Source organism: Pseudomonas quasicaspiana (genome assembly GCF_021147825.1).
Taxonomy (GTDB): domain Bacteria; phylum Pseudomonadota; class Gammaproteobacteria; order Pseudomonadales; family Pseudomonadaceae; genus Aquipseudomonas; species Aquipseudomonas quasicaspiana.
The window spans coordinates 1-22877 of the sequence record NZ_JAGTPI010000083.1 but is presented as its reverse complement, the minus strand read 5'-3'; the positions used below and the strand labels follow the sequence as shown (position 1 = coordinate 22877).

The following is a 22877-nucleotide window of genomic DNA, read 5'->3' as shown; positions in this document are numbered from 1 at the left end:
GACCTGAAATGATTTTCTGTAGGAGCTCACGAGCATCGCGAGGCAGCGATTGCGTCCTGTCTGATACACCGCCATCGCGGCCTCGCGGTGCTCGTGCGCGCCTACAGATCCAATGTTTGCCGCGAGACAGAGTGGAGACATGGACATCGGGGCAGCTCTTACAGATGAGCTTCACTCCTGCCTCACGCTGTTATCTCGCTGGGTCAGGGTGATCCGGTAACTGGTCAGTTTTTCGCCCTGGGTCAGGTACTGTTTGCTGAAGTATCGATAGACCGCGCCCTGTAGCTCGATATTTATGCCGTTATGGGTGTCACGGATGGCGATGTCTTCCAGGGCGCTGTCCGTGATCATAAATCCGCTGTTTTCATTCAACTGCTGCAGTATCTCTGTGTCATCGCCCTGTAGCGGCTTCTTTATGTAGAAACGAAGCGTATCGAGATCAGTTGCTGGGGCGATGTAGCGCGTTGCGTAGAGCCAGGCGCCACCGTGCAATTCTCGCTTCAGAACCACTTCGTCAGCATCGCCGGGGCCGTCGAGCCAATGGATGGCGGCTGATGTGATCAAGACGAATGCAAGTATCCAGAAGCCGATTTTGTAAAAGGCGTTGGGATTGACAGGATTGGGTGTTGGCATAGCGAATCCCTTTTTGATATCCACAATTGGTCCCTGGGTTCATCGCCATTGGGAGCGCACGCTTCCTGAACGGGACGACGCGCCGTGTCAGCGTGGCACCATGAATACACGGCGTGGGCGAGTGCATTCCCTAACGTTTCGGCGTATGGAGCAGGTGGTCAAGGCACTGATAATCCGAAGTTTTTCGGCGGGCCAGAGATCATACGCTGCGCTTATGACACTGGCTGTCACGCCCCTCCTCCTTTTGTCGCCCCCCTCTCAAGTTTCCGATGTTAAGTCGATAGCGTATTGAAAACTTCAATTCTCGATCGAAAAACAGGAATCTCGTATGCGTCTTAGAAATCTCAACGTAGCGCCCCGCGCGGCCTTGTTTTTCGCGTTGATTATTGCGTTGGTCTTTGTGCTTGGCGTGTTTGCCGTGGTGCAGATGGGCAAGCTGAGGGACGCCGAAAAAGACGTCGAACTGAACTGGATGGCCAGCATCCGACAGACGGCTTTGATGAACTCTACGGTGCTTCGCTTGAGGCTCGAAACACAACGTGGCCTTGCTGACCCTCAGTCCATTCAAAAGACAATTGAACACTTCCCTGGCTACCGTAAGGCGTTCACCGATGCTGTGGCGCAGTACGATTCCCTCGTCGGAGAAGACAGCGAGCGCACGTTTTATACGCAGGTAAAAAACAGCGCTGATGCGTACTCCAAGCAATTGGATCTTCTGGAACCGATGATGAGGCAGGGTGACATTGCGGCTGCAGTGAACCTGGTGAGTACCGGTATCCGTCCGCTGACGAATACGATGGAACAGCAGATCAAGGATCTGACCACCTTCAACAACGAAGGCGCAGCGAAGGCTGGGCAGAACGCAACCGATCTTTACAACGACGGGCTCTGGCTGGTTGTGGGGATTATTGCTGGCGTTATCGTGCTGACGGTCGGGTTGGCATTGCTGCTGACAAAAAGCATTACTTCTCCGATTAACGATGCCCTGTCCGTCGCTGAGCGTATCGCGGCCAGTGATCTCTCCAAAGAGGTCATGGTCAGCGGCACTGATGAAGCCGGGCGACTGTTGAAAGCGCTCGCACAGATGCAAACGAACCTGCGCAACACGATCATGCAGATCTCTGATTCATCCACCCAACTGGCTTCGGCGTCAGAAGAGATGACGGCAGTCACTGAGGAATCGAGTCGCGGCCTTGTTGCCCAGAACGATGAGGTCAATCAGGCGGCAACAGCGGTCACAGAAATGAGCGCGGCCGTTGATGAAGTCGCTCGCAACGCGGAGTCGGCTTCCGAAGAGTCGAAGCGTACTCAGGGTTATACCGAGGTCGGTCAGGCGCGGGTGGCGCAGACGCTGAAGTCCATTCAGAAGTTGAACGGTAACGTTGAAAACACGAGTGAGCAGATTCAAGGGTTGTCGGATCGTGCTCAGGGCATCAGTAAGGTTGTCGAGGTCATTCGGGCGATTGCCGAGCAGACCAACCTGTTGGCGTTGAACGCCGCGATCGAGGCTGCACGAGCAGGCGAGCAAGGTCGTGGGTTTGCGGTGGTGGCTGACGAAGTGAGGGCATTGGCCCATCGCACGCAGGTGTCGACTCAGGAAATCGAGCAAATGATCTCTGCCATTCAGAACGAATCTGATCAGGCGGTGAAGGCGATGAATACGAGCAGGGATCTGGCGACTGAATCACTGGGCGTCGCCCAGGAGGCCAGTACCTCGCTGGATCAAATCGCCACGGCCATTGTTCAGATCAACGAACGTAACCTGCTGATCGCGACGGCCTCTGAAGAGCAATCGCACGTGGCCCGTGAGGTTGACCGCAATCTGGTCAGCATTCGCGAGCTGGCAACCCAGAGCGCTGCGGGTGCCAGCCAGACGGCCAGTGCCTGCGGTGAGATGTCGAAACTGGCGGTTAACCTGAACCAGTTGGTTAACCGGTTTGTGGTTTAGTAGTGCACTCAGGTCTATGCGAGCCAATGGGACTGGCTCGCGTCAAATATGAAATAACCAGCTGAATTTAAATGCTTTTCTGTAGGAGCTCACGAGCACCGCGAGGCAGCGATGGCGGTCTGTCTGATACACCGCCATCGCGGCCTCGCGGTGCTCGTGCGCTCCTACAGATCCAATGTTGCTGCGGGAGATTCTGTGTTGGCCTGCAGACCGCGATGCAGGCACTTCGGATTCGCAGGCAGACCGCGTTATCGTTTATCGCGGGCAAGCGCGCTCCTACAGGTCCAATGTTGCTTCGGGAGATTGTGTGTTGGCTTGCAGACCGCGATGCAGGCACTTCGGTTGGGCAGGCAGACCGCGGTATCGTTTATCGCGGGCAAGCGCGCTCCTACAGGTCCAATGTTGCTGCGGGAGATTGTGTGTTGGCCTGCAGACCGCGATGCAGGCACTTCGGTTGGGCAGGCAGACCGCGTTATCGTTTATCGCGGGCAAGCGCGCTCCTACAGGATTGCGTGGTTGCTAGCCTTTCATGCGCTCGCGGTATTCCTGAATCATTGCTTTGGTGACGTCTTCTTTGTAGCACAGAGGCGCGTATCCGCCCGGCTTGCTGTAGGCGCTACGTTTGCCGCAGCTTCTGCCGTTACGCATGGCGTTGTAAGGGCATGGGCAGTTGCCGGAATAGGAAGCGATGGAGTCGTCGATTAACAGCTGGACGATGGCTGAATCGGGGATTTTGCTGTCCTTGGCGGAGACCGAGAATGCGCAAAGCAATGCCAGCATCGCGACGAACGTGATTCCTGTCTTTCTCATGGCCAATCCTTAGCTGATGGGACGATATGTCCTGTCAGCCTTTTACCATGCCATCACTGTGCCACTAAGCATTTTTTATTTTCGGGTGTTTTGATTTGAGAGATTTGTCTCGGTAGAGCTGAGACAAATCTGCGCCGGTGTATGGGTGGTTCTATTGCTGCTTTGGCGGGTCGATCGGGTCCCAGTTGAAGTACTGGCGCTCGCCGATGCCGTTGAAGTCCACGCGGTAGGTGTGTTGTTTGCCGCCGATGTCACACACGCCGATGTAGTCGTGGTTATGTTGCTCGCGAGGAGGCGGCGCTTCGATGTGGACAGTGCCTTTGCAGCCTTCGTAGTTACAGGGCGCGGTTTTGCTGTACAGCAGGTAATCACCGGCTTCGTCGTGCTCGACCCACTGACCGTCAATGAAACGCGCCTCGCCTTCAGGAATTCTCTGCAGGGCAATCTTGAGTTTGGTTATGTAAAACATGAGGCCGAACATGCCGACGATTGCGATGGTCCAGGCGAGGATTTTCCAGCCAAGGTTGAAGTAGGAAAATATCCCCATTGCATCGGCAAGTATGGACATGACAGAGAGCAAGAACGCCGGTACAGAGCCTGCAAAATACCAGGCACCTTTTTTGACGCTGGCGCGGCTTAGCTTCTGCACGCTCTCGGGATCGACCAAAAAGCGGACGGGGCCACGCTCGACAGTCTGATTTTGGGAGACGTGGATGTGGTTACCGTTACCGTCGCCTTGGTAGATTGAACCAATGGTGATGTTGTTGCCATCGGACATCAGCATGTCCTCCTTTTTCATGTTGGGCGCTAAGGACACGCTAGATGGGTCAACGGAGAAATACCACTCAACCCTGAGCAGTTACTCGCGCTGTGAGGCTTGTGCGCTGACTGGGCTGTACGTATCGAACAAGTCTGCTCGCTGCAACAGCCTCGGTTAATAATCCAGCCGGCCAAATAGATCGTCAAAAGGAATCATGACGTGTTGCCGATAGGCCGGACTCATTTGCAGCCGGCGATACCAGGCCTCGACGTGGGGAATATCAGGACGGGGGATGTCCAGATTGAAATAGCGGTAGAGGTGGGTGCCCGCGGGTATGTCTGCCAACGTGAGGTGTTGCCCGGCGAGGAAGTCCTGCTCACTCAGAACTTGATTGAGTAGCTGAAAATATTGCGCACACAGCGCCACATTTTTTTCGATAGCTTTAACGTCCCGCTGGGCTTCGGGGGTTCTGTAAAATCCCCAGAACACGCCGGTCAGGAACTCGGGTTGCAGCGTGGTCTGAGACCAATCCATCCACCGGTCGATCTGCGAGCGACGCGCCGGGTCATCGCTCCAGAATTCGGGCCCGCCGTATCGTGCTGCCAGATACCTGAGAATGCTGTGGGATTCCCAGACCACTGTCCCATCGCTGTCCCTGATAACCGGCACTCGGCCGTGAGGGTTCATGGCCAAGAATTCGGGAGTGTCTTTGAGGCCAAATGCGCCACCTGCCGGAATATGCTGATGAGGCAGATCCAATTCACCGATGAGCCACATGACTTTCTGAACATTGAACGATGAGCGTCTTCCCCAGACTTGCAGCATGCAGCCTCCTTTTATTGATCGGTTCGAACGAGCGTCGCGGGTGGTTCTGGTTTGGTTTGGTGATGGTCAGCGTTGCTGATTTGGTAGCTTACCTTGATAGATGTGGGTTGATACATGCGAGGAAGGTTAAGTCGCGTCTGTCGATGGCCCTCTTGAAAGCGGTTTCGCTGAGATAGCGCAACTGATCAATTCGACCAGACAAACCACGCTGCAGACCGTCAACACTCAGATGATCCAGCTGTACTGGCAAGTGGGGGCTTACATCAGTGACAAGATCGAGAAGGCGGAATGGGGTGAAGGCGTAGTTACCCAACTGGCGACCTATTTGGCCAGGAGTCAGCCCGGGTTGCGTGGTTTTACAAGCCGAAACCTGTTCCGGATGAGGCAGTTTTACGAAGCCTATCGGCACGATAAAAAAGTCTCAACACTGGTGGTCCAAATACCCTGGACCCATAACTTGATCATCCTCAGCCAGAGCAAGCTCACCGAAGAACGTGAGTTCTATCTGCGGATGGCGATTCAGTAGAAGTGGTCTAAACGGGAGCTGGAACGGCAATTGAAAACAGCCTTGTTTGAGCGCAGCGTTCTCAGCCCGGCAAAAGTGACACCAGTGGTGTCACAAATTCATCCCGGTGCACTCAGCGTGTTCAAAGACGCCTATATGTTGGAGTTTCTGGATTTACCGGGTGGGCATGGTGAGGCCGATTTGCACCGCGGATTAGTGCAGCGGCTTAAAGATTTCCTCAGTGAACTCGGGCGGGACTTTTGTTTTGTGGGCTCACAATATCCGATACAGGTGGGCAACCGGGACTTCGCGCTGGATTTACTGTTTTTCCATCGAGGACTGAACTGCCTTGTCGCTTTTGAGTTGAAGGTGGGACGTTTCGAGCCGGAGTATTTGGGCAAGCTTGGTTTTTATCTTGAAGCCCTTGATCGCGACGAGCGCAAACATCACGAGAACCCGGCAATCGGTGTGCTGCTCTGTGCGAGCAAAGAGGATGAAGTGGTGGAGTACGCGCTGAACCGCTCCCTGTCTCCGGCCATGGTCGCGGAGTATCAAACCCGATTGCCTGACAAACAGTTTTTGCAGGCAAAGCTGCATGAGTTTTATACGTTAAATACCCAGGGTTGTGATGGCGCCTGAGGTGGATGCATTTATGCAGGCCCCGGCTAAAACCACTCCTACAGATTTTCGTTTGCGGTAAAGTCTGCGCCCTGCCCGCTTCTGACCCATCAGGTTTATCACTGTGAAACTCTCTCGACTCAACACGTTGCTCGCTAGTGTTTTCGTCCGGTTCCAAGGCAAGCGTGAGCCTGTGGTCGAGTCGCAGGTGGTTGAGGAGACGTTACCCGATGTGCCGCCCGTTGAGCCTGTCAAAACGAAGGTCAGGAAGGCCAAACCCAAAGCAGTGCACAAGGCGGTAGCCGAGCCGAAAGCCCCTGCGTGTCCGCATTGCAAGAAGGTGATGGTGATGAAAGTGGCGCGCACTGGGGCCAACGCCGGGGGGAATTTCTGGGGGTGTGGGGATTATCCGAAATGTCGCGGAATTCGGGCGATCTTTGCGCCGATGAAGGTTAAGTGATCTTTGCATTTCCGGATGGATGTGTTTCCAGAAGAGCGTCTTCAGATAAAAAATTGATCAAGCAATCCGCAATTGCCTGAGTTGAAATGAAACTCCAGTGGGAGCGAATTCATTCGCGAAGGGGGCCGCCCTGAAAAACACCTGGGTCTGACACAACGCTTTCGCGAATGAATTCGCTCCCACAGATCTCCTGAGCAGAGTCAGGGACATTGTCCCTACCCCTCAACCCCATTACTGATAATCCACCGAATCATGTTTTTCAGCGGCACGCTGTGGTGGCGGACGCTGCACCAGGCGTCGTGTTCATCGCCGTAGAGTTCGAGGTAGCGGCTAAGCGTTACATGAAGGCCGTCCTCGGTCAGGCGCAGTTCGATTTCGCGGCTGTGCAATGACGCTGGATTGGGGGTACGGGTCCGGCGGTGCAGCACCAGTGCTTCGCTTTTATTCATCATCGGGTTCACCACCTGGGCAAGTTGAAGGGGCTGGGACAACCTTGCCTGATTTACCTTCAACCACGAAGTTGGCGCGTTTCTGGGCCACGGTGTCACGCAGGGCCACGTAATAATCCGGTTGTTTGCGCAGTTGGTCGGTGAACGGCAAGGCTTCAGCGCGGCCATCGACTATTCCGCCCACGGTATTGATGGTGCCCAAGGTCTGCACGGTGTCGCTGTTGCTGCCCAACGGATCGACCACGAAGCTCAGCACCTTACCAGTCGCGTCACGCAGGTTGCCGGTGCCAAGCAATGGCAGCTCGACGATTGGCCCGTTAGCGATGTTCCATACGCCGAAGGTCTGGCCGAAGTCTGACTTATGGCGCTCGATGCCCATCTTTCCAGAAACATCGATCAAGCCGACGATACCCACCGTGGTGTTGATCACGAAGCGGCCGAAGGTGGCGACCGAACGCTCGCCATTTCCTTGCAGCAGGTCGTTGATGAACACCTTCGGTTCGCCGAAGTTGGCAACGAAGTTGTGCACGCCAGTCTGGAAGAAGTCCGGCAGGTGACGATAACCGCGGGCCACCGGGGCGATGGCGTAATCGTCGACGGTGCGGTTGAACGCGAAGATACCGCGGTTGACCGGTTCTGCCGGGTCATGAAGGGTGTAGCTGACGTTGTCGCAAGGGCCAACCGGTGTTGACGGTGCGCTGGCGCAACCACTGGCGAGCACAACGACGAAACCGGCGAAGGTAAAGCGGGCAATGGGCGAAGCACTTTTGAGAGTTGGCATGCGAGGTGATCTCGGAAGGACTGGCGCTGATCCTGCCTGCGGTTTTTTGCCTGAAGATTTCCGTTTTATTGCCTGCCCGTCGCTTTATTACCGAGTTGAAATATATGACGTAGCGTCAGGAATGATTTTAGATAGGCGTTGCGAATCCACTCCGGCAGCGAGCCCACTGTGAGCCATTTATTACTGGTCGACGATGACGTTGAAGTCCTCGCCCTTCTGCAGAAATTCCTTGAGCAACACGGCTACAGCGTCGAAGTGGCGACCGATGGCCCGGCGCTGTGGCGGGCGGTCGAGCGGCGTTTGCCAGACCTGATCATCCTCGACGTGATGCTGCCCGGCGAAAGCGGCCTGGTGCTCTGTCAGCAGTTGCGTGCCAGGCACACGGTTGCGGTGATCATGCTGACGGCCATGGGCGAATTGAGTGACAGGGTCGTTGGCCTGGAGTTAGGCGCAGACGATTACCTGACCAAGCCGTTCGACGCCCGGGAGTTGCTGGCGCGGGTGCGTGCGGTGCTCAGGCGTGTAGGGGAAGCGGCGACGGTCTCGAACGAGCCTTCGCGCTCGATTCTGGAGTTCGCCAACTGGCAGCTGGATGTCACGCGGCGCGAGTTGCGCTCGCCGGAAAAAGTCATGATCCCGCTCTCCACCGGGGAATTCGAATTGCTGCTGGTGTTTGCCGAGCATCCGCGGCGCATTCTCACCCGTCAGCAGTTGCTGGACATGGCGCGTGGCGAGGCTTACGACGCGTTTGATCGCAGCGTTGATGTGCAGGTCAGCCGTCTGCGGCGCAAGCTGGAGGCCGATATTCACAGTGAGCCGATGATTCGCACGATACGCAATGGCGGTTATCTGTTCAGTCCGTCCGTGGTGAAGCGATGAGTTTTTTGTCGGCATTGCGCACCCGATTCAATCGCCCCCATGACACGGTCGCACGCTGGATTGCCCTGACGACCATGCTGGCGATGCTCACATCGCTGGCCCTGAATGGCGCCTTTACGCTGCTGGCAGGTGTCTGGGCTCGACCGCCGATTCTGGAAACCGGTTTGATGGAAAAAGCGGCGACCATCACTCGCATCATTAACGCTGCGCCTTTGGAGCAGCGCAAAAGCATTGCCGTGGCGGCCAGCGACAAGGTGTTCGACGTGCAGTGGTTGGCCCGTCGCGAAGATGCGAATTTGCCGAATACCACCGACCCTGGCTTCGAAGACGGTCAGCAGTTTTTACGTGACTTACTGGAAATGCCCAATGCCGTTATCGAGGCCTATGAGCCGAGGGACTGGGGCTCGGACCAGGTTGGGCGACCTTATGCACTGGTGATCCAGTTGGGCGATGGCTCATGGGTGCAGTTATCCGTGGCCACGCGCAAATGGGGGTTTGATCCGTTTATGCGTAATCTGGTCGTCATCGTTTTGGTCCTGTTGTCGACCATCGTGGTGGCGCTGATTGCAACTCGACACTTGGCGACACCCCTTGAACGCTTTGCCGAAGGGGCCAGGCGGTTTGGTAAAGACTTTCGCGCACCGCCGATTCCGGTACTCGGCCCCCATGAAATTCGTCAGGCGATCCTCGCGTTCAACGCCATGCAGGCGCAGATCCAGCATTTCCTCAATGACCGCACGCAGATGCTTGCCGCCATCTCCCACGACCTTCGTGCCCCACTGACCCGGATGCGCTTGCGCGGGGAGTTCATTGAGGACACTGAGCAGCAAACCAAGCTGTTCCGGGACGTGGATGAAATGCAGACGATGGTCAATTCTGCGCTGGAGTTCTTCCGCGACGATGCACGGCTTGAACCGGCCACGGCGTTTGATCTGGCGGAGCTGCTGCTGACGATAGTCGATGATTTCAAGGATGCGGGCGTTGAAGTGCAGTTCGTGGGGGCCAGTCGTTTTGTATTTGAGGGACGGCCGATTGGCATCAAACGAGCGCTGGTCAATCTGATCGACAACGCCGTGAAGTACGGACACAAGGCCTGCGTGCAACTCGATTCACGCGCTGGCTGGGTCGAAATCCTGGTGCAGGATCGCGGGCCGGGAATTGCTCCCGAGCTGCATGAGCAGGTGTTTGCGCCGTTCTTTCGCATCGAAGGCTCGCGCAACAAAAACACTGGCGGTGTGGGGTTGGGGTTATCAGCAGCACGAGCCACGGTGCTTGAGCATGGCGGCTCGCTGACGTTGCGTAACCGGCGCAGTGGCGGGTTGGAAGTGAGTGTGGCGTTGCCGGTGGATTGAAATATCTGTAGGTGATTTTGTAGGAGCGCGCTTGCCCGCGATTCGGTTTATCAGTCGATAAATATATCGGCTGCGCTAACGTTATCGCGGGCAAGCGCGCTCCTACAATTCCCCGTTTGCCGCACTACAGCGTGATATCAGCGACACCGGGGCGACTGCTGCAGAAATGCATTTCAATTCAGTGAAGGGTTATTCCACAAGGCGAAATTCGACATCAATCTTCCCTTAGGGCAGGATGCCAGCATCTCCCGCCGCGATCACACCGGCGCTCTCTTCGAGGACATCCGATGCGGTTCTTTAGCTGTAAAACTCTGCTGTTGACCGCTGTATTGGCGATGGGTCTGCAAGGCGCCAATCTATATGCCGCGCCTCAACAAAAAGCCCCAACCCAGCAGAAAGTCTCGATGCTCGAGGGCAAGTGGGTGTTCCGCTTGCCCAAGGAATACGTGAAGAGTCCAATGCCGGAGATTGACGATAAAGCCAAAGCTGCGGGGGTCACGGGTTCGTTGTACATGAACAAGGCCGCCAAGCGTGTGGTGATCGTCACCGAAACGCCGCTGGAGTCTGGGGAAACCGTGTCGAGCAACGATGACGCCACCCTGAGCGGCGTGATTACCGCGACCATTGAACAGCAGAAAGCCAGTTACCAGAACTTCAAGCAATTGGGCGATGTGAAGAAAATGGTTCGTCGCGGATTGGGTCTGCGTCAGCTGGATATTTCCGGCAGCGTCGACGGCGGCAAAGTGCTGAGCACCACGGTGACCGCCGCTTCAGGCAAGCGGGTGGCGATGGTCAACGTGATCTCCCTGGAGAAAGACGCCAAGGCGCATGGGGAGCTGCTGAAAGGGATTACGGCGGGGAAATAGCGGACCGCTATGAGACCGTGAATATATCGACAACCTGTTGTTCAGATGTCTATGGATGGACAGCTACCCATGCTTCAACTTCTTCGAACAGCCGCCGAGCATACTCCACAGCTTCGTTCGCCATGGCCTCACTAATAGGGTCGCCCGAGTAGTCACTGAGATTGCGTAATTTCCGCAGACCATCCAGGGTAATCATGAACGGACGATCCAGGCCAATCGTTGTAGGCAGCGTCTGAATCATTGTCATGTGGTGACCTGGCTTGCTGGTCAATGTTCGAAAACCGTTGGCTTGCAAGGCTGCATTGGCGGCTTGCATGATGGACTTGTAAGCCATGTCGAAACGCCCTTCATTGCTCATCTGCGTGAGCTGAGCATCTGCAAGACTTCGCCTGGCCGCACTGATCAAGCGATCAATGTTGGCTGAATCCTTATGAATGCTTTCGAGTGCAGTGCCTAAAAGGTTTTCCAGCGTCATGCGTTACTCCCTGTGTGTAGCGTCAAGATCCTCCTCGGCGCCAATCACGAACAGCTTAGGTTTACTCAACAAGTCGCGCACAAAACCACCCTGTTCTTTTACTAATTGAAACCATTCATTGTCGGGATACTGTTTGGGATTGATCTCTCTGCCTAATGTCTCTTGCAGAGGATAAAGCAGGCTGATCAGCTCGCTGAAGGTCACGTCGCCGATCACCATAAGATCTATATCGCTGTCAGGACCGGCTTTGCCACTGGCCATTGAACCAAACACAAACGCAGCCTTGATCCTATCTTCAAGGGGTTGAAGTACGACCGAAAGAGACTGCAGCCAGCCGTCGGTTTTGCGCAAAATACTGGCCAACTCTTCATATATCGGGCAACCGGGATCAGCGCGATATTGCACCTGATTGCCGACCCGGATTTTTTTGAGAATCCCTACTTCGACCATTTTGTTCAGCTCGCGGCTCAGGGTGCCGGAGATTGTCCCGGTCTGCCGCGCGATCTCTCGCTGATGGTATTGCTCCCCCGGATGCAGGAGTAAAAGAGCCAATACCTTGCGCCTGTATTCGGAGAAGAGAAAACTGGCCAGATCCATAACATCGCCTTAAACGCTGCTTTAAAGGCAGCAATTGAAGCCTTAAAAGCAGCAACTTGCCAACTGAATTTTTTGCTTCAATCCATCCGCAGCCTCGCCGACAGCAATTCCACCAACTGATGCACCTTGGGCAGTGACTCACGGTTACGCGGCCAGGCCAGGTGCAGGTCCAGGCCTTCGGTCGCGAGGTGTGGGAGGATTTCTATCAGTTCGCCGCGTTGCAGTTGGTCCTTGATCAGCCAGGTTGCCAACTGAGCGACGCCGCTGCCTGCCACGACGGCGGCCACCTGGGCCTCGCCATTGCCGACCACAATGCGACCGTCGACCATGCGCAACTGAGTTTGCCCGGTGGCGTCGACGATCACCCATGGGCTGGTGCCGCCCTTGTCTTTGCCGTACAGAATGCACGCGTGATCGGCCAGATCATCGAAGGTCTGCGGCGTACCGTGGCGATGCAGGTAAACCGGAGCGGCGCAGAAGATCACGCGCTCAGTGCCCAGGTAGCGATGGCCGAGTGTCGATGGCCAAGCTGACGAGCCGCCGATGCGCACTGCCAGGTCTATGCCCTCTTCTATCAGGTCCACAAAGCGATCGGTAAAAGACACGTGCGGACGCAGCTTGGGGTGTCGTTCGGCGAACTCCAGCAGCAGCGGCAACACGTGAATGCGCCCGAACGATGCCGGTAAATCCACGCGAAGATTCCCGGCGGGCTCCGAGCGCTGTGCGGCCAGTGCAGTTTCGGCATCTGCCAGTTCATCAAGGATGCGGGTGCAGACGGCATAGTAAGCCGTACCCTCTTCCGTCAGGGCCAGGCTGCGGGTGGTGCGCTCGAAAAGACGCATGCCCAACCGGCCTTCCAACCGCGCGATACTTTTGCTGACTGCGGAGTTGGTGAGGCTCAGCCGTTCGGCAGCCGCGGTAAAACTCCCCGCATTTGCAACGGCAACGAATGTGGATATGCCTTTCAGGCGGTCAGCAGAGATCATGGACGGCATCAATTGTGAAATTAATTCCATAGTGCACGGAAAAACTGCCAAAGATAAGAAGTGATTTCTCGAATAGGCTAGCGCCATTCTTTCAATTCGAGTTATCCCCATGCCTTCTGTAGACACTACCGCTGCTGGCGCTGCCAGCGGCGCACGCGCCACTGGTGCGAATTTGGCGATTGCCATGCTGGCGCTAGCCGGTTTTGTGATCGTTACCACTGAGTTTCTGATCATCGGCATGCTCCCAGGCATGGCCCGCGACTTGGGGATTTCGATCTCTGACGCGGGTTTGCTGGTGACCTTGTTCGCCTTCACGGTGATGCTGTTCGGCCCGCCGCTGACGGCGATGCTTTCGCACCTTGATCGCAAGAAAACCTTTGTGGCGATCCTGCTGATCTTCGCTGCGTCCAACGCTCTGGCAGCGGTGTCCAGCAACATCTGGATCCTCGCATTCGCCCGCTTCGTTCCCGCTCTGGCATTGCCAGTGTTCTGGGGTACGGCCAGCGAAACCGCGAGTTTGATGGCGGGGCCGAGCCAGGCCGGTAAAGCCGTAGCGCGAGTCTATCTGGGTATTTCCGCGGCGATGCTGTTTGGCATTCCGCTGGGTACGTTGTTTGCGGGCGCAGTGGGCTGGCGCGGTGCCTTCTGGGCACTGACCGTGATGTCGTTGCTGATGGCGCTGCTGCTGTGGATTTCCATGCCTTCAATCGCTAAAACGGCGAAGGTCGGTCTGGCCAAGCAGGCAAAAATTCTCACCGACCCGCAGTTCATCGTCAATTTGCTGCTGTCGATTCTGGTGTTCACGGCGATGTTCACCGCCTACACCTACCTGGCTGACACACTGGAGCGCATCGCGATGATCGCTCCAACCCAGGTTGGCTGGTGGTTGATGGGCTTCGGCGCAGTCGGTCTGATCGGCAATGGCCTCGGTGGTCGCTATGTGGATCGCAGTCCGCTGGGTTCGACGATTGTCTTCGCGCTGTTACTGGCGATAGGTATGACCGCCACTGTCCCTGCCGCTGGATCCATCCCGCTGCTGTGCGTTGTCTTGCTGGTGTGGGGCATTGCCCATACCGCGTTGTTCCCCATCTGTCAGATCCGCGTCATGAAAACTGCACCGCACGCACAGGCGCTGGCCGGAACGCTCAACGTTTCAGCCGCCAACGCCGGGATTGGCCTGGGGTCTGTGATTGGCGGTCTGACGATCGAGCATCTGAGCCTGGCTTACGTCGGTTATGTGGCCGCATTCGTCGCCTTGCTGTCCATCGCAACGGCTGTGATTGCCATTCAAATGAAGTCACGATGAGCTGGAAAGCATCCTTCACGCTCCAGACTGCGACTATTTACGACGTTATTTTTCAATAATGGCTAAAGGCTCTTCCCATTTCCCATGAGGGAGAGCCAGAATCCGATATTTCGTTCTGACCTAAGGCTGGTAGGCCCTCAGAACGATCCGGTAGAGCGCCATGAGAAACTACGACGGCAAGGGAAAGTCCTTTGCCAAACGCATTTATTGGGTACGCAGCGTCGGCGTCGGCATCGGATTTTTCAGTGTCGCGGCGACCATGTACCCGTTACATCCGCCTGCCTAGGTCTGGGCTGTGATGTTGTGCAACTCGATTATCTGGCCACCCATTGCCTTATGGCTTGCAACTCGCTCGCGCCAGCCGTTTCACGCAGAACAACGCAACATACTCGTTGACTCACTGGCGGGTGGTTTCTGGGCCGGGGCGATGGGCTTCAATCCACTGCCGACCGTTACTGTGCTGGCGATGATGGCGATGCACAACCTTGCTGCCGGTGGTAAACGCCTGTTTCTGCGGGGCTGCGTAGCACAAGTTATCGGTGCCGCAATTTCTCTCTACCTGTTTCGCCAACCCTTCGTGTCGTCCAGCACACCCACACAGATCTACGCCTGTCTGCCGGTACTGGTGTTCTATCCGATGTTCGTCGGCTACATGAGTTATCGGGTGGCGGTAAAGCTCAGTGAACACAAACATATTCTTGGGAAACTCAGCCGCACCGACAGCCTCACCGGCCTGATCAATCACGGCTCCTGGAAAGACCTGCTGCAGCTGGAGTTCAACAAATGCCAGGTACTGTCGCGGCAGTCATCCATTGCGCTGATCGATATCGATCACTTCAAAACGATCAACGATACCCACGGCCACATTGTAGGAGACAGCGTACTCAAGCGTCTGAGCACGACGCTCATGGCCAACCTGCGGGACGTTGACCTGGCGGGCCGCTACGGCGGCGACGAGTTCTGCCTGATCCTGCCCAATACCAGCGCGACGCTGGCGTGGGAAATCCTTGAGCAACTGCGCGGTGACGTGCATAACCTGAAAGACCCACAGCTGCCCCACCTGCAGTTGAGCCTGAGCGTCGGTATCGCGACATTCGGTCCACACCTTGGTGATGCCGCCACGTGGATCAACGAAGCAGATAAAGCGCTGTATACCGCAAAAACCACAGGTCGCAATCGGGTCTGTTCCGCAACACCGACTGTGGTTGATTTTCCGCGACTGGGGATTGAATCCTCGGCGTCGTGACTTGCAAAGCTGGCACCGCTTCCAGATCTGGTCAGAAGCGGTAGCCATCAGCAGGTCAATCCCATGACAGTTATCAGCGAAGTGCTGAGCCCCGCTCAATCATCGTTAATCGCGCTCACACAGAGGTTCGTCAGCAACCACTCCGGGGTGTGCTCCTCAAGCAGTTGACTCACGCTTTTTTGAAGTTCCAGCCTGCCATACAGCGCTTCTTCCTGATCCAGGTGTCTTTGTTGAGCCAAACGGTAATCAACGGGGTAGATGCTCTGTTCGATGGGCAACAGCGCGTCGAAGTGTTCCAGCAGCCCCATGAAAACCAGACGCCGCTCGACGGTATGCCTGGTCGTTGCGATGAGGTTAATGAAGTACAGGCTGTCACGCTGACGCAATGCTTCAGAAGCCGCAAAGCGCTCTGCCAGGGTGTACGCCGCCTGATCGTCGAACACCATGCAACATAGCAACTGCCGTGAGAGATCATGAAAAGGGTTATCGGTCAGTGTCCGTCGATGATGCAGGCCGAGGACAAAATCAACGGCTTTTTCAACCTGACGCAGACGCTCGAAGTCATCGAACTCCGGCAGCTCAGCCAGCAAAGGAGCCTGTCGGCCCTGCGCGGCAACTTGCCGGGAGAACATCGATAGCTTCCCTTGCGGTCCCAGCAAGGCGACCTGTCGATCACACAACTCTGTTCTGGATAATGCCGCCTGACGAGCGACCATTTGCTGGAAACCCAGGCCCATCTCGGCAAGTGGTACACCTACTGATTGCCCCCACGCCTGACCATCCTCCCGAGAAAGCAAAACGCTCATGATATAACTCCCTTTTATTTACGTTTGTGTTGTGCAGTTTTTATTGTTGGTTCACACATCGCCTTAACAGGTCGACAACAATCTATTCCACGGATATAAAAAGGGCGTAGTCACAACCTCTTCCCTGATCGAATCCGCAGGAGAATTCTCTATCTACATTCCTTGTGATGACTGCAGGTCAATTCAGAAGCCTTAGGCATAACGCCAGAGCCCCACGAGCACAAAGCCGCATGGCGAAAACGAGCATGGTTATTAGCCCAAAGAGAATCTTCCTACATAGAGCTCGGATACATCTGTAAAACGTAGTTCAAACAAGCCAGGACTACGTGGAGACCATGACTTGTATAGACAGAAACGATAAACATTCGGAATAACAATTACAATCATTCGTTACAAATATAGTGATTTGTAAGTTACTTACAGAGAAAGTTTTCGGATGTGTCTTTGCAATAAGATTTTTCCCACATAAGTAATGGATGCGGGCTGACAGATATTATTGTTTTAGTGTGTCTTCTGTGCGCTCCTGAGTCAGGATGGATTCAGGAACTGAAGAGGTAGAAGGTTGCGAAGCGTTTATTCTCACGCACCGCTATCGCAGCCTTCGACAGCTCTCATCAAAAAAATATACCCATTGAATAAACCGGATTTTTCGTAGGACTGGCGGGGCGGCTTTCCGTTTTAGCCAGGAGGGGGCCGGTACGTTCGTACAATAATTTCGCCTGAAATAATGCCCTCCCGGCTAAAGCCGGTCCTACAGGTTCTATGTTTTGCCGTGCGAAAGCGCCGTGTCAGGGCGCGTCCATTCAGTTGCTGGCCAGCATCGCATCGACCTTCATCCCGCGACGCAAACCGAATACTGCCGCAGTCCCGAGGCCAACCGCGCCCATGATCGCGACGTAGCCAACGCAGACCCAAGGACTCCATGGCATCAGGGCGATCAACAGCAGCGGCGTGGTACTGGCCCACAGCGCATACGCAATGTTGTACGTGACCGAAATGCCCGACACGCGAATGTCGGCCGGGAACAGGCCGACCATCACGGAAGGCACCACACCGACGATGCCGCAGGCCAGCCCCGCCAGCGCGTACGCAATACCCGGCACCAGCCACTGATCGATCAGGCTCATGTAGAGCAGGCCAATGCCTAGCGGTAGCAACAAGCTGTAGACAATCACTGCACGCCACGCACCAATGCGATCTACCAGCATACCGGCCAGCACGCAGCCGATATTCAGAAACACAATGCCAAGACTACTCAGGGCAAAAGTATCGCTGGCGCTCATGCCAAAGCGTTTTTGCATGACTGTCGGAGTGATCACCACCAGCACCACCACGGCGGAGGTCAGCACGCAGGTCAGCAAGGCGGCGGGCAACAGGGATTGGCGATGCTTGCGCAGCACGGCGGTCAGGGGGAATTCCGCGGCGGTTTCACGTTGGGCATGCATGGCCATGAACACCGGCGTTTCGCTCAACCAACGGCGCAACCAGACACCCAGAACGCCAAATGCGCCACCCAGCAGGAAAGGTATGCGCCACGCGTAATCGAGGATTTCCGCCGGGGTGAATACCTTCGCCAGCCAGGTTGCGATCAGCGCGCCCAACAGGTAACCAAAGGTTAGCCCGGCCTGCAGCACACCCAAGGCATAACCGCGATGACCCACAGGTGCGTGTTCGGCGACGAACACCCAGGCGCTAGGGACTTCGCCGCCCACTGCCGCGCCTTGCAGGATGCGCAATGCCAGCAGGATCAGCGGTGCCCAATAACCGATTTCCGCGTAGGTCGGCATCACGCCAATCAACAGGCATGGCAGCGCCATCATCAGGATGCTCAGGCTGAAGACCCGCTTGCGCCCCAGGCGGTCGGCGAAGTGCGCCATGAGAATCCCGCCCAGCGGCCGCGCCAGATAACCGGTCACGAAAATCCCGAAGCTTTGCAGCAGGCGCAGCCACTCGGGCATTTCCGGCGGAAAAAACAGCTGGCTCAGCGTCAGCGCAAAGAACACGAAAATAATGAAGTCATAGATTTCCAGCGCCCCGCCCAACGCCGCAAGGCCCAGGGTTTTATAGTCAGCCCGGGACAGCGGCTGGGGACGTGGTCGAGCAATGGCCGTCATAAGGACCCCGGACACGGAAGAGTAAAGACGCGACACAGCGTCGCAGGGCGCGAAGAATAGCAAAATGATGGGTAATGGCTAGGGGTTTGGATGAGTGGCTGCTAACGCAGAATGGTCAGATCGACGCCCTAGAAAACCCGTGTACCGGCTATAGCCGGGAAAGGCCCGGTTCATCCGAGACATCTTCCGCGTCAGGGATGCAGTCTTCCCGACTGAAACCGCTCCCACTAAATTGCTTGATAGCTGTCACGTGCCTGACCCTCAAGCCAATCCAGAAATGCCTTCACTGGCGGTTGCCGCTCACGACCCGGCGTGCAAACGGCAACATAGGTTGGCCCAGGCAAGCTTACATCCGGGCGATAGGGGATCAAAAGCCCCTTGGAAACGCTGTCCGCCACCAGCACATTACTGGCCAGCACAAGTCCGTGCCCGGCAATAGCCGCATTCAAAGCGAAATGCTCATCGTCGTATTCACGCAGCATTGCTTGATTCAGCCATTGATGATGGCCTGCCGCTGCACACCAGGTAGCCCAATCCACAGCAAAACCGCCGGGAATCTGCCAGCGCAGGCTGATCAACTGCACTCTGTCTTGATTGGCCGGATCTGCCAGGCCTGGGGCGGCATACACCGCAAAACGCTCAGTCATCAGTGGCTGGCTGACCAATGCCGGATACGTCCGACTTGAAGTGCGAATGGCCAGATCGACGCACGCGTCACGCAACAAATCCACCAGCTCGTTACTGGTTTCGACCCGCACGTTGATGTGTGGCTGGGTTTGATAGAAATCACCCAGCCTTGGGATCAACCACGATGCCGCCAGCGCTGGCGTTGTCGATAGCACCAGCGTGTGGTGGTCCGGCCGAAACTGCAGACCGGCAAGGCTTTGACTCATGTCCAGTAAGGCGCGATGAGCATCACGATACAGGCGTTCGCCATCGTCAGTAAGTTGCACACCTTTGCCCAATCGCTCAAACAACAGCGTTCCTAGCCAGGCCTCTAACGCTTTGACCTGATATGAAACCGCAGCGGGCGTTACAAAAAGCTCTTCAGCAGCGGCTTTGAAACTTCCTGACCGGGCGGCTGCTTCGAAGGTGCGCAACGCAGTTAGCGGTATTTTGGCGAACACAGGTAGCCTCGCACACATCAAATGAATTGAACGAGGGTCAATTTATCTCATTTTTGCGTTACGTGAGCCGTCATTAAAGTGGCTGGCAACTCACCGCTGAAATGGAAGCCGCTCATGCAAGGTCCCTCCCGCAAAATTGTTCAAGCCGTGCTTTACGAGCTGATCGCTATCGGTGTCCTGTCGCCCTCACTGTCTTGGGCCTATGACGAAAGCCTGGCCAGCTCAGGCGGTTTATCGGTTCTGCTTTCGGCCACCGCGCTGCTCTGGAGCATGCTTTACAACGGGTGCTTTGAATACTGGGAAGCACGCCAGCCGCAACGTAGCCGGACGTGGCTGCGCAGGCTGCTGCACTCTCTGGGCTTTGAGGGTGGATTGACGTTGATATTACTGCCGGTCGTCGCCGCCTGGCTGAATATTACCTGGTGGTCTGCACTGGCAACCAATCTGGCGCTGTTCGTATTTTTCTTCTTTTACGCATTACTGTTTCAATGGGCATTTGATCAGTTGTTTGATGTTCCGCTTTCAGCCAAACCGCAGTCCCCAACAATCGAGCAGCCCTGCCCATGAAGATTAAGCATGAATTAAGTATCACTGGCTAATCTGGCTTCAACAGGCAAACGGAACGAATCAGTTGCCTCCAGATCAATAACATCAGATCAACCAAAAGGAATACCCATGAAAACTTTGAATGCCTTGTTTGCTGCTGTTGCCCTTACTGCCGCTGCCGGTGCTGCACAAGCCGACGTACGTCCTGACGAGATCCCTGGCCTGCTCAAGTCCGGTGCGATCATGGACTTCGAAAAGCTGAACAAACTGGCGCAGGACAAGCACCCAGGCTTCACCATTCATGACACCGAGCTGGATAAGGATGCACAAGGCAACTACATCTATCAGGTTGAACTGCGCGATGCCAAAGGCGTGGAGTGGGATGTGGACGTGAACGCCAAGACCGGTGCGATCGTGAAAGACAAGCAGGATAAGTAAGACTTAACGCAGTTTTGTCGGACCGGATCTACCGGGAGTCAGTTTTTCAAGCAATCTGGTTTATTGCGTTGAAGAATGTCTCCCGGATAAATCCGGTCCTACCGTTCTGTGTACATCATCTGTTTACGTAACAGGATTTACTGTCTCAAACCTACTTTCAACAATTGGCCGTTATCTTCATCGGTCAGCACATAGATATAACCATCCGGTCCCTGACGCACGTCACGAATGCGTTTCTTCAGTTCGCTCAGCAAACGTTCTTCATGAACGATCTTGCCGTCTTCAAACTCCAGACGAATCAAATCTTCCGATGCCAGCCCGCCAATAAACAGATTGTGATCCCACGCCTTGAAGCGTGACGCGTCGTAAAACGCCATGCCGCTGATGCCCGGTGATTTTTCCCAGACGTGGAAGGGTTTGATCGTACCTTCGACGAATTTGCCTTTGGCTTCCGGAATCGCCTCTCCCGAATAGTTGATGCCGTGGGTTGCCAGCGGCCAGCCGTAGTTCTGAGCACGTTCGATGATGTTCACTTCATCGCCACCTTTAGGCCCGTGTTCATTGGTCCACAAGGTGCCAGTCCATGGGTTGAGCGCCGCGCCCTGTTGGTTACGATGGCCGTACGACCAGATTTCCGGGCGCACATTTTTCTGGCCAACAAACGGGTTGTCATCCGGGACTTTGCCATCGGCGTAAAGGCGCACGATTTTGCCTTGAAGCTTGTCCAGGTCCTGAGCGGTGGGCCGGTTGTTGTTCTCGCCGAGGGCGATAAACAGATAACCATCCCTATCGAAGACGATCCGCGCGCCGAAGTGGTTGCCCACTGACAGCTTCGGCTGTTGACGGAAAATCACGTTGAAATCTTCCAGCCGGGTCAGGTCCGTGGAAAGGCGCCCTCGCCCTGCTGCGGTTCCGGCTGTTTTACCGTCTTCACTGCCTTCGGAAAAAGTCAGGTAAACCATGCGGTCCTTGGCGAAGTCCGGGGACAGGACCACGTCCAGCAAACCGCCCTGCCCGTTTGCCCAGACTTTGGGAACGCCGGATAGCGGTTGGGACAAGGTGCCGTCAGGAGATACGACGCGCAGGTTGCCCGGCTTTTCAGTGACCAGCATGCCCTTGTTGTCCGGCAGGAAAGCCACAGCCCATGGATGGGCGAGCCCTTTGGCCACTTCTTCGACGCTGAGGGTGCCTTGCTCGGTCTTGAAATCCTGGACGGGACCCGCAGCAGCGCTCAGCGGCAAACTCAGCAATGCGCTGGCACACAACGTTGCGATCAGGGTTTTGCAATGCATGGACGATTCCTTATGTCATGAAAAAGCCCCCATGAGAGGGGGACGCGGGTCTCAATCAGTGCTTTTACGGTTCTGCCCGCTATTGTTGTCGGCCGGGCGAGGCGCCTGTTGGCGGGTCGGATAACCATTGCCTATGCCGCCATTCTCCAGCGTAGGCGGTCGCGGATTGGGGGCCGTACTCGGGCCACGCACAGGCGGTGTGGCCGGGACGGTGCCCTGGCGGCTATTGGGATTGGCGCGATGAATAGGGCTGTTAGTGGAATTGCCGTTATTGAGCGTGCTGCTGGGCAAGGTCTGGGCTTGGGCAACACTGGTCAAGCCTGCTGTCACAAGGCCGCCCAGGGTGAGGAGTACGATGCGTCGCGCAAAACTGTTCATCACTTACCTTCTGTTGGAAACGGTAACGATCCGGGTGTTTGATGGCGATAGCACTACTAGGTTCGCCTCCAACGAGTGGATGAGCAACCTGCGCGGGTTTGAGTTTGTAACAAGGATGTGCAGCCATGCAGACTCAAGCCACCCAGTGGGAGCGAATTCATTCGCGAAGAGGCCAGTACATCTGGTACATCTCCAGAGCAGTGAAGCATTCGCGAATGAATTCGCTCCCACCGGGATCAACCCTTGCAAGCCAACATAGAATCTCCCACAGATAATCGTTTCAGTTGGATCGCTAATCCCTGTGGGAGCCGGGCTTGCCCGCGATACTGACGACTCGTTTTCATGGCCATACCGCGTCATCGTCCATCGCGAGCAAGCTCAGCTCCCACAGATTGGTAGCATCTCAAGCTTATGCAAAATCTGTGGGACCGAATTTATTCGGGAAAGGGCCGGCAGATTCAACACTTCTGTCGCCTGACATGACGCATTCGCGAATGAATTCGCTCCCACCGGGATCAACCCTTGCGGGCCACCATGGAATCTCCGACAGATAACCGTCTCAGTTGGATCGCTAATCCCTGTGTGGGAGCCGGGCTTGCCCGCGATATAGGCGACGCGGTTTCACGGCCACACCGCGTTATCGTTCTTCGCGGGCAAGCCTCGCTCCAACAGGTTGATAG

22 protein-coding genes and 2 pseudogenes are annotated in these 22877 nt (G+C 55.8%); 10 read left to right on the top strand and 14 right to left on the bottom strand.

Going from position 1 to position 22877, the window contains the following annotated elements:
- Nucleotides 1-171 precede the first annotated feature (171 nt).
- Nucleotides 172-633 carry a hypothetical protein gene (locus KDX30_RS27495; RefSeq protein WP_264760404.1) on the bottom strand — a complete coding sequence of 154 codons (462 nt, stop codon included), beginning with the start codon at nucleotides 631-633 and terminating at the stop codon, nucleotides 172-174.
- A 328-nt stretch (nucleotides 634-961) separates the two neighbouring features.
- On the opposite strand from KDX30_RS27495, the gene KDX30_RS27490 reads away from it, so the two are divergent.
- The gene (locus tag KDX30_RS27490; protein WP_231678051.1) at nucleotides 962-2581 is read left to right on the top strand and encodes a methyl-accepting chemotaxis protein; all 1620 of its coding nucleotides are present in this window, start codon (nucleotides 962-964) and stop codon (nucleotides 2579-2581) included.
- Between the two features lie 519 nt (nucleotides 2582-3100).
- Here KDX30_RS27490 and KDX30_RS27485 read toward each other — a convergent pair.
- The 3 genes from KDX30_RS27485 to KDX30_RS27475 form a co-directional block, all read right to left on the bottom strand.
- Nucleotides 3101-3391 carry a hypothetical protein gene (locus KDX30_RS27485; protein WP_099270668.1) on the bottom strand — a complete coding sequence of 97 codons (291 nt, stop codon included), beginning with the start codon at nucleotides 3389-3391 and terminating at the stop codon, nucleotides 3101-3103.
- A gap of 151 nt (nucleotides 3392-3542) precedes the next feature.
- Nucleotides 3543-4169: a hypothetical protein gene (locus tag KDX30_RS27480; RefSeq protein ID WP_231678050.1), complete on the bottom strand. Its 627-nt coding sequence runs from the start codon at nucleotides 4167-4169 to the stop codon at nucleotides 3543-3545.
- A gap of 156 nt (nucleotides 4170-4325) precedes the next feature.
- On the bottom strand, nucleotides 4326-4976 hold the full coding sequence (locus KDX30_RS27475) for a glutathione S-transferase family protein (protein WP_231678049.1): 651 nt from the start codon (nucleotides 4974-4976) through the stop codon (nucleotides 4326-4328).
- Between the two features lie 172 nt (nucleotides 4977-5148).
- On the opposite strand from KDX30_RS27475, the pseudogene KDX30_RS27470 reads away from it, so the two are divergent.
- Nucleotides 5149-6120: pseudogene (locus KDX30_RS27470) on the top strand (PDDEXK nuclease domain-containing protein).
- A gap of 103 nt (nucleotides 6121-6223) precedes the next feature.
- Complete coding sequence (locus tag KDX30_RS29610; protein WP_319946101.1) at nucleotides 6224-6559, top strand: topoisomerase; 336 nt, start codon at nucleotides 6224-6226, stop codon at nucleotides 6557-6559.
- A gap of 215 nt (nucleotides 6560-6774) precedes the next feature.
- Here the strand turns inward: KDX30_RS29610 and KDX30_RS27460 are convergent, their stop codons facing one another.
- Complete coding sequence (locus KDX30_RS27460) at nucleotides 6775-7011, bottom strand: hypothetical protein (RefSeq protein ID WP_231678048.1); 237 nt, start codon at nucleotides 7009-7011, stop codon at nucleotides 6775-6777.
- Nucleotides 7001-7789 carry an MlaA family lipoprotein gene (locus tag KDX30_RS27455; RefSeq protein WP_231678047.1) on the bottom strand — a complete coding sequence of 263 codons (789 nt, stop codon included), beginning with the start codon at nucleotides 7787-7789 and terminating at the stop codon, nucleotides 7001-7003. The genes KDX30_RS27460 and KDX30_RS27455 overlap by 11 nt, the downstream gene beginning before the upstream one ends.
- A gap of 168 nt (nucleotides 7790-7957) precedes the next feature.
- On the opposite strand from KDX30_RS27455, the gene KDX30_RS27450 reads away from it, so the two are divergent.
- The 3 genes from KDX30_RS27450 to KDX30_RS27440 all read left to right on the top strand — a co-directional run bounded on the left by KDX30_RS27450 (nucleotide 7958) and on the right by KDX30_RS27440 (nucleotide 10886).
- Nucleotides 7958-8668 (top strand): response regulator, encoded by a 711-nt coding sequence (locus KDX30_RS27450; RefSeq protein WP_027901720.1) that lies wholly within the window; start codon nucleotides 7958-7960, stop codon nucleotides 8666-8668.
- A complete protein-coding gene (locus KDX30_RS27445) occupies nucleotides 8665-10020 on the top strand; it encodes an ATP-binding protein (protein WP_231678046.1) in 1356 nt (451 codons plus the stop codon). Before KDX30_RS27450 ends, KDX30_RS27445 begins: the two co-directional genes overlap by 4 nt.
- A gap of 287 nt (nucleotides 10021-10307) precedes the next feature.
- Entirely contained in the window at nucleotides 10308-10886 is a 579-nt protein-coding gene (locus KDX30_RS27440; RefSeq protein ID WP_231678045.1) for a DcrB/PsbP domain-containing protein, read from the top strand.
- A 49-nt stretch (nucleotides 10887-10935) separates the two neighbouring features.
- Here the strand turns inward: KDX30_RS27440 and KDX30_RS27435 are convergent, their stop codons facing one another.
- From KDX30_RS27435 to KDX30_RS27425, 3 genes are all read right to left on the bottom strand, one after another.
- The gene (locus tag KDX30_RS27435; protein ID WP_231678044.1) at nucleotides 10936-11361 is read right to left on the bottom strand and encodes a HEPN domain-containing protein; all 426 of its coding nucleotides are present in this window, start codon (nucleotides 11359-11361) and stop codon (nucleotides 10936-10938) included.
- Nucleotides 11362-11364: 3 nt separating this feature from the next.
- Complete coding sequence (locus KDX30_RS27430; RefSeq protein WP_231678043.1) at nucleotides 11365-11958, bottom strand: nucleotidyltransferase domain-containing protein; 594 nt, start codon at nucleotides 11956-11958, stop codon at nucleotides 11365-11367.
- A 77-nt stretch (nucleotides 11959-12035) separates the two neighbouring features.
- Entirely contained in the window at nucleotides 12036-12944 is a 909-nt protein-coding gene (locus tag KDX30_RS27425; protein ID WP_027901715.1) for a LysR family transcriptional regulator, read from the bottom strand.
- Between the two features lie 109 nt (nucleotides 12945-13053).
- Here KDX30_RS27425 and KDX30_RS27420 point away from each other — a divergent pair, with 109 nt between their 5' ends.
- Nucleotides 13054-14250 (top strand): MFS transporter, encoded by a 1197-nt coding sequence (locus KDX30_RS27420; RefSeq protein WP_231678042.1) that lies wholly within the window; start codon nucleotides 13054-13056, stop codon nucleotides 14248-14250.
- A 160-nt stretch (nucleotides 14251-14410) separates the two neighbouring features.
- Nucleotides 14411-15496 (top strand): annotated as a pseudogene (locus KDX30_RS27415) (diguanylate cyclase).
- Between the two features lie 95 nt (nucleotides 15497-15591).
- On the opposite strand, the gene KDX30_RS27410 reads toward KDX30_RS27415, so the two are convergent.
- From KDX30_RS27410 to KDX30_RS27400, 3 genes are all read right to left on the bottom strand, one after another.
- On the bottom strand, nucleotides 15592-16302 hold the full coding sequence (locus tag KDX30_RS27410) for a hypothetical protein (RefSeq protein WP_231678041.1): 711 nt from the start codon (nucleotides 16300-16302) through the stop codon (nucleotides 15592-15594).
- An 803-nt stretch (nucleotides 16303-17105) separates the two neighbouring features.
- A complete protein-coding gene (locus KDX30_RS27405) occupies nucleotides 17106-18416 on the bottom strand; it encodes an MFS transporter (RefSeq protein WP_231678040.1) in 1311 nt (436 codons plus the stop codon).
- 227 nt (nucleotides 18417-18643) lie between these two features.
- Nucleotides 18644-19543, bottom strand: a complete 900-nt coding sequence (locus KDX30_RS27400) for a LysR substrate-binding domain-containing protein (RefSeq protein ID WP_231678039.1) — start codon at nucleotides 19541-19543, stop codon at nucleotides 18644-18646.
- Between the two features lie 114 nt (nucleotides 19544-19657).
- Here KDX30_RS27400 and KDX30_RS27395 point away from each other — a divergent pair, with 114 nt between their 5' ends.
- The gene (locus KDX30_RS27395; RefSeq protein ID WP_231678038.1) at nucleotides 19658-20110 is read left to right on the top strand and encodes a PACE efflux transporter; all 453 of its coding nucleotides are present in this window, start codon (nucleotides 19658-19660) and stop codon (nucleotides 20108-20110) included.
- A 108-nt stretch (nucleotides 20111-20218) separates the two neighbouring features.
- Complete coding sequence (locus tag KDX30_RS27390; RefSeq protein ID WP_027901899.1) at nucleotides 20219-20527, top strand: PepSY domain-containing protein; 309 nt, start codon at nucleotides 20219-20221, stop codon at nucleotides 20525-20527.
- Nucleotides 20528-20664: 137 nt separating this feature from the next.
- On the opposite strand, the gene KDX30_RS27385 is transcribed toward KDX30_RS27390, so the two are convergent.
- Entirely contained in the window at nucleotides 20665-21819 is a 1155-nt protein-coding gene (locus tag KDX30_RS27385) for a PQQ-dependent sugar dehydrogenase (RefSeq protein WP_027901898.1), read from the bottom strand.
- Nucleotides 21820-21870: 51 nt separating this feature from the next.
- On the bottom strand, nucleotides 21871-22197 hold the full coding sequence (locus KDX30_RS27380; protein ID WP_231678037.1) for a hypothetical protein: 327 nt from the start codon (nucleotides 22195-22197) through the stop codon (nucleotides 21871-21873).
- Nucleotides 22198-22877: the final 680 nt, after the last annotated feature.

What these genes read in the sequence shown, in the direction of transcription:
- KDX30_RS27495 (WP_264760404.1), bottom strand. Translation starts at nt 633, where the DNA reads ATGCCAACACCCAATCCTGTCAATCCCAACGCCTTTTACAAAATCGGC.
- KDX30_RS27490 (WP_231678051.1), top strand. Translation starts at nt 962, where the DNA reads ATGCGTCTTAGAAATCTCAACGTAGCGCCCCGCGCGGCCTTGTTTTTC.
- KDX30_RS27485 (WP_099270668.1), bottom strand. Translation starts at nt 3,391, where the DNA reads ATGAGAAAGACAGGAATCACGTTCGTCGCGATGCTGGCATTGCTTTGC.
- KDX30_RS27480 (WP_231678050.1), bottom strand. Translation starts at nt 4,169, where the DNA reads ATGTCCGATGGCAACAACATCACCATTGGTTCAATCTACCAAGGCGAC.
- KDX30_RS27475 (WP_231678049.1), bottom strand. Translation starts at nt 4,976, where the DNA reads ATGCTGCAAGTCTGGGGAAGACGCTCATCGTTCAATGTTCAGAAAGTC.
- KDX30_RS27460 (WP_231678048.1), bottom strand. Translation starts at nt 7,011, where the DNA reads ATGATGAATAAAAGCGAAGCACTGGTGCTGCACCGCCGGACCCGTACC.
- KDX30_RS27455 (WP_231678047.1), bottom strand. Translation starts at nt 7,789, where the DNA reads ATGCCAACTCTCAAAAGTGCTTCGCCCATTGCCCGCTTTACCTTCGCC.
- KDX30_RS27445 (WP_231678046.1), top strand. Translation starts at nt 8,665, where the DNA reads ATGAGTTTTTTGTCGGCATTGCGCACCCGATTCAATCGCCCCCATGAC.
- KDX30_RS27440 (WP_231678045.1), top strand. Translation starts at nt 10,308, where the DNA reads ATGCGGTTCTTTAGCTGTAAAACTCTGCTGTTGACCGCTGTATTGGCG.
- KDX30_RS27435 (WP_231678044.1), bottom strand. Translation starts at nt 11,361, where the DNA reads ATGACGCTGGAAAACCTTTTAGGCACTGCACTCGAAAGCATTCATAAG.
- KDX30_RS27430 (WP_231678043.1), bottom strand. Translation starts at nt 11,958, where the DNA reads ATGGATCTGGCCAGTTTTCTCTTCTCCGAATACAGGCGCAAGGTATTG.
- KDX30_RS27425 (WP_027901715.1), bottom strand. Translation starts at nt 12,944, where the DNA reads ATGATCTCTGCTGACCGCCTGAAAGGCATATCCACATTCGTTGCCGTT.
- KDX30_RS27420 (WP_231678042.1), top strand. Translation starts at nt 13,054, where the DNA reads ATGCCTTCTGTAGACACTACCGCTGCTGGCGCTGCCAGCGGCGCACGC.
- KDX30_RS27410 (WP_231678041.1), bottom strand. Translation starts at nt 16,302, where the DNA reads ATGAGCGTTTTGCTTTCTCGGGAGGATGGTCAGGCGTGGGGGCAATCA.
- KDX30_RS27405 (WP_231678040.1), bottom strand. Translation starts at nt 18,416, where the DNA reads ATGACGGCCATTGCTCGACCACGTCCCCAGCCGCTGTCCCGGGCTGAC.
- KDX30_RS27395 (WP_231678038.1), top strand. Translation starts at nt 19,658, where the DNA reads ATGCAAGGTCCCTCCCGCAAAATTGTTCAAGCCGTGCTTTACGAGCTG.
- KDX30_RS27390 (WP_027901899.1), top strand. Translation starts at nt 20,219, where the DNA reads ATGAAAACTTTGAATGCCTTGTTTGCTGCTGTTGCCCTTACTGCCGCT.
- KDX30_RS27385 (WP_027901898.1), bottom strand. Translation starts at nt 21,819, where the DNA reads ATGCATTGCAAAACCCTGATCGCAACGTTGTGTGCCAGCGCATTGCTG.
- KDX30_RS27380 (WP_231678037.1), bottom strand. Translation starts at nt 22,197, where the DNA reads ATGAACAGTTTTGCGCGACGCATCGTACTCCTCACCCTGGGCGGCCTT.